The sequence below is a fragment of the Mycobacterium sp. TH-M82 genome, assembly GCF_057473605.1.
Map to the genome: position 1 here is coordinate 1 of NZ_JBYCKY010000384.1, position 4,428 is coordinate 4,428.

Genomic DNA, 4,428 nt, shown 5'->3' on the forward strand with positions numbered 1-4,428 from the left:
TGCCCGACGTCGATGAGGTGCTTCAGGTAGTCGGCGTTGGCGGCGGTGCGCGGATTGGGCTTGGACCAGCTCTGGTAGCAGGCCCGGCCGGCGAACTCGGTGAGTGCCTGACCGCCGTCGGTGTCGGTGTCCCACGGCACGTCCGGTGGCGGAACGAACTCGGTTCTGGCGATCAGCTGCACCCGCAGTGCTGCGGTCTGGGCCACGACGCTCACCTTAAGGTTGTCGGTGCGCCGTCAGCTCACCGGCACTTTCGCGGCGATCTGTTTGGCGATGTTGACGGCGGTGTCCCTCGGGTCCGCGCTGCACGTATTGACGTCGACGACGACGTTGTTCCGCGCGGCCAGCGCCCGGCCACAGGCCCAGCCCTGCTTCCCGGCGTTCTCCTGCGTTGCCGTGACACTCAGGACGCCATCGGTGTTGGATATCGGTCCCGCGGTCCACTGCGAACCGCTCTGAATATGGCGGTATTCGTGGCAAGCCGGCCACTGTTTAGCGGAGGCGTCGAAGAAAGCGATAGCTCGTTTGGCGGTGGGAAACAATACCACGGCCTGATCGACGTAATGGGCGAAATCGTTGCCCTCGCTAAGAGTTTGCTCACGAACCGCGGTGTAGCCACTGTCGGCATAGACTGCGGTTTGCGCCGCGCCGTCGATGGCCAGGCACTCCCTCGGCTCCATCGTGGCGCTGTCGTCCGACAGCGCATCGTGCTTTCGTGTGATCGTCATGTCGGTTGCCTCCATGACGGGGTTGACCTGCTCGGGAGTGAGTAGCAACCCCTTGAGCGCGTCTTCTGCGACGGGAGGCGCGGTGGTGGTGGTGGTCGTGGTCGTGGTCGTGGTGGTCTTCCTCGAGCTGCTGCGGTGTCGATGGCTGCCGTGGCCGCATCCGGCTATGAGAATGCCGATGACGACAACCACGGCGAATATGGCCGTCAAACGGCGCATGTGCGCACCCCCATTCCCGCCGTAACCACAATCGATCAACGCGCTGCCTCGACCGCGGTGCTTTTCGAAATTCGGACAGCACTGAGCGTACCGCGATCCGCGACGGCGATCCGGCGAGTCTGCGCCGCGGTGAACGTCGTCATTACCGACGGTAGGTGCAGAATCGGTAGCGCAAACCCGCTCCGCTGGAGAGCCACCCTTCCGCTGTGCCCTGCCACTGGCGACCGAGCACCGGGGCAAGCGCGTCACCGTCTCGGCGAGGCAGGTCGATGTCGACCTCGGTCACTTCACAACGGGTGGCCAGCGGCAGCGCCAGCGCGTAGATCTGCCCACCGCCGATCACCCACGCCTGCTCGCCGGCGAGCACGTCGTCGAGCGTGCTGACCACCCGTGCTCCGGCTGCGTGATAGCCGGCCTGCCGGGTCAGCACCACATTGGCCCGGCCGGGCAGCGGGCGCACGCTTTCCGGCAGCGATTCCCAGGTCAGCCGGCCCATCACCACGGTGTGACCCAGGGTGAGCTGTTTGAAATGAGCCTGATCCTCCGGCAGCCGCCACGGGATTCCGCCAGCCCGGCCGATGACCCCGGAGGTGGACTGAGCCCAGATCAGGCACAGAGCCGTCATACCGCGACGGGCGCCTTGATCACCGGGTGCGGGCGGTAGTCTCGGATCTCGATGTCGTCGTAGCGATAGTCGAAGATCGAATCACGGTGTGCCAGCATCAGATGCGGATACGGCCGGGGGTCGCGGGACAGCTGCTTCCTGACCTGGTCGATGTGGTTGTCGTAGATGTGGCAGTCACCACCGGTCCAGACGAACTCGCCGACGCCCAGACCGGATTGCGCGGCCATCATGTGGGTCAGCAACGCGTAGCCGGCGATGTTGAACGGCACGCCCAGGAACAGGTCCGCGCTGCGCTGGTAGAGCTGGCAGCTGAGCTTGCCGTCGGCGACGTAAAACTGGAACAGCAGGTGGCACGGCGGCAGCGCCATCTGAGGTATCTCACCGACGTTCCACGCCGAGACGATGATGCGCCGAGAGTCGGGATCGGTGCGCAGCAGGTGCACCGCGCCCGCGATCTGGTCGACGTGCTCACCGGACGGGGTCGGCCACGACCGCCACTGCACACCGTAGATCGGGCCGAGATCACCGGCCGCCGAAGCCCATTCATCCCAGATGGTGACACCGTGCTCATGCAGCCAGCCGATGTTGGAGTCACCGCGCAAAAACCACAGCAGCTCGTAGATCACCGACTTGAGGTGCACCTTCTTGGTGGTGATCAGCGGAAAGCCCGCCGACAGGTCGTAGCGCATCTGCTGGCCGAACATGCTGCGCGTGCCGGTGCCGGTGCGGTCGGCCTTGTGGGTGCCGTGTTGCAGTACCAGACGCAGCAGGTCTTCGTAGGGGGTGGCGATCGGCACGCCGCCCAGCCTACGTCGCAAAGCACGGAGTACAACGGAAGCCATGCCTACCGTCACCGACACCATCGCTACCCCCGACGGCACTTGCCCCGCGCGCCTGTTCACCCCCGACGGCTCGGGCCCGTGGGCGGGGGTGGTGATGTATCCCGACGCGGGCGGGGCGCGGGACACTTTTTACCAGATGGCGGCCAAACTGGCCGGTTTCGGGTACGCGGTGCTGCTGCCCGACGTGTACTACCGGCACGGCAAATGGGCGCCTTTCGACATGGCGACCGCGTTCGGCGATCCCAAAGAGCACGGCCGCCTGATGGCGATGCTCGCCAGCATCACCACTGACATGATGGCGGCCGACGCCGGGGCGTTCTTCGACTACCTGGCTGGCCGTCCCGAGGTGCGCGGGGAACGCTTCGGCGTCTGCGGATACTGCATGGGCGGGCGCACGTCATTGGTGGTGGCCGGGCGTCAGCCGGACCGGGTGGCCGCCGCGGCGTCCTTTCACGGCGGCGGGCTGGCCACCGACAAGCCGGACAGCCCACACCTTCTGGCCGGAAAGATCCGGGCCGCGGTCTATGTGGCCGGCGCCCGCAACGACGGTTCCTTCACCAAGCAGCAGGCCACGATGCTGGAGGATGCGCTGACCGCGGCCGGCGTGGAGCACACCATCGAGACCTACGCGGGCGAGCATGGGTTCGCCGTGCCGGACCACCCGGCGTATGACGCCGACGCCGCCGAGCGGCACTGGGCGGCGATGCGGAGCTTCTTCGCCGCCAAGCTGGCGGGGTAGATCTCCGGTTCGCCGCAACCTCCTCTCACTCACGATGCCGGCAGGTCCACCAGCTCGGCCAGCCGGGCGCGATGGCGGTAGCCGGTGCCGAACGCCAGCTGATCGCTCTTGGCCCGCTTCAGATACAGATGGGCGGGATATTCCCAGGTCATCCCGATGCCGCCGTGCAGCTGGATGCACTCCTCGGCGGCGTGCACGGCCACGTCGCCGCAGTAGGCGGCCGCGACGGCCGTGGCGATGGCTGCGTCGGCGTCGCCGCGCGCGCAGGTGTCGGCGGCGTATCTGGCCGCAGCCGCCGCCGAGCCGACCTGCAGCCATAGATCCACCACCCGGTGCTTGACCGCCTGATACGAGCCGATCAGACGGCCGAACTGCTTGCGCTGCTTGACGTAGGCCAGGGTGGTGTCGCAGCACCACTGCGCGACCCCGAGCTGCTCGGATGCCAGCAGCGCCGCACCCGTCTGCAAAGCCACACCCAGCGCAGCCTGAGCGGGCCCGCTACCCACCCGAGAGGACGCCGCACCCGAAAACCGCACATCGGCAAGGGGCCTGGTCATGTCCAGGCTCAGCACCGGCGACAGCTCGACCTCCGCCGCGGCCGACGAAACAGTGTGCAGCTCAAGACCGTCCGCCCCGGCCGCCGGCACCACCAGCACGTCGGCAACGCCCGCACCGGCGACACTGGTCACCCCGCCGGTCAGACCGTCGGCGCCGGCGCGTACACCGGTGACCGGATCGCCGGGCGCGGTGCACAACGGCACCGCCAGCGCCGCAGTACGCTCCCCTGTCGCCAGCGCCGCAACGGTTTCGATGTCGCCGGCCGCCAGCAGCGCCACCGTGGCAAGCACGGCGCTGGACAAAAACGGCACCGGCGCGACCGCCCGGCCGATCTCCTCGCACACCACGGCGGCCTCGCGGGCACCCGCCCCGGCACCGCCGAGTGACTCCGGCACCAACAGGCCGGCCACCCCCAGGTCGGTGGCCAGCGTGCGCCACACCCCGGAAAAGTCCGGCGGCTGCGGATCATACAGACCGGCAACCGCCTCCGGCGAGCAGCTGTCGGCCAGCAAGCGTCGCACGCTGTCGCGCAGGGCTTCCTCGGTGTCGGAGTACAGCAGATCTCCGGTGTTCGACGAAGTGCTCATCGAGCCAGATCCTTCCAGGCGACGTCCTTGTCGACACGGTGTTCTCCGGGCAGGCCGAGTATCCGCTCGGCGATGGTGTTGCGCAGGATCTCCGAGGTGCCGCCCTCGATCGAGTTGCCTTTCGCTCGCA

At 67.7% G+C, this 4,428-nt stretch carries 5 protein-coding genes and 2 pseudogenes; 1 reads left to right on the forward strand and 6 read right to left on the reverse strand.

Annotation, left to right across the window (positions count from 1 at the left end; all coding sequences use genetic code 11):
* The 4 genes and pseudogenes from thyX to AC2VON_RS11830 form a co-directional block, all read right to left on the reverse strand.
* A pseudogene (gene thyX / locus AC2VON_RS11815) lies at positions 1-206 on the reverse strand (FAD-dependent thymidylate synthase); the annotation flags it as partial.
* Between the two features lie 30 nt (positions 207-236).
* Positions 237-947: a sensor domain-containing protein gene (locus tag AC2VON_RS11820; RefSeq protein WP_486953134.1), complete on the reverse strand. Its 711-nt coding sequence runs from the start codon at positions 945-947 to the stop codon at positions 237-239.
* A 142-nt stretch (positions 948-1,089) separates the two neighbouring features.
* Positions 1,090-1,572, reverse strand: a complete 483-nt coding sequence (locus AC2VON_RS11825) for a dihydrofolate reductase (RefSeq protein WP_486953135.1) — start codon at positions 1,570-1,572, stop codon at positions 1,090-1,092.
* Positions 1,569-2,369: a thymidylate synthase gene (locus AC2VON_RS11830; RefSeq protein ID WP_486953136.1), complete on the reverse strand. Its 801-nt coding sequence runs from the start codon at positions 2,367-2,369 to the stop codon at positions 1,569-1,571. Before AC2VON_RS11830 ends, AC2VON_RS11825 begins: the two co-directional genes overlap by 4 nt.
* A 43-nt stretch (positions 2,370-2,412) precedes the next feature.
* Between AC2VON_RS11830 and AC2VON_RS11835 the strand changes: the two genes are divergently transcribed.
* A complete protein-coding gene (locus tag AC2VON_RS11835; RefSeq protein WP_486953137.1) occupies positions 2,413-3,153 on the forward strand; it encodes a dienelactone hydrolase family protein in 741 nt (246 codons plus the stop codon).
* A 29-nt stretch (positions 3,154-3,182) separates the two neighbouring features.
* On the opposite strand, the gene AC2VON_RS11840 is transcribed toward AC2VON_RS11835, so the two are convergent.
* Together AC2VON_RS11840 and AC2VON_RS11845 are read right to left on the reverse strand one after the other, a co-directional pair.
* Positions 3,183-4,298, reverse strand: a complete 1,116-nt coding sequence (locus AC2VON_RS11840; RefSeq protein WP_486953138.1) for an acyl-CoA dehydrogenase family protein — start codon at positions 4,296-4,298, stop codon at positions 3,183-3,185.
* Positions 4,295-4,428: pseudogene (locus AC2VON_RS11845) on the reverse strand (acyl-CoA dehydrogenase family protein); the annotation flags it as partial. The pseudogene AC2VON_RS11845 and the gene AC2VON_RS11840, both read right to left, overlap by 4 nt.

Coding starts and splice junctions, on each gene's coding strand:
- AC2VON_RS11825 (WP_486953135.1), bottom strand. CDS start 1,572: ATGACGGCTCTGTGCCTGATCTGGGCTCAGTCCACCTCCGGGGTCATC.
- AC2VON_RS11835 (WP_486953137.1), top strand. CDS start 2,413: ATGCCTACCGTCACCGACACCATCGCTACCCCCGACGGCACTTGCCCC.
- AC2VON_RS11840 (WP_486953138.1), bottom strand. CDS start 4,298: ATGAGCACTTCGTCGAACACCGGAGATCTGCTGTACTCCGACACCGAG.
- AC2VON_RS11820 (WP_486953134.1), bottom strand. CDS start 947: ATGCGCCGTTTGACGGCCATATTCGCCGTGGTTGTCGTCATCGGCATT.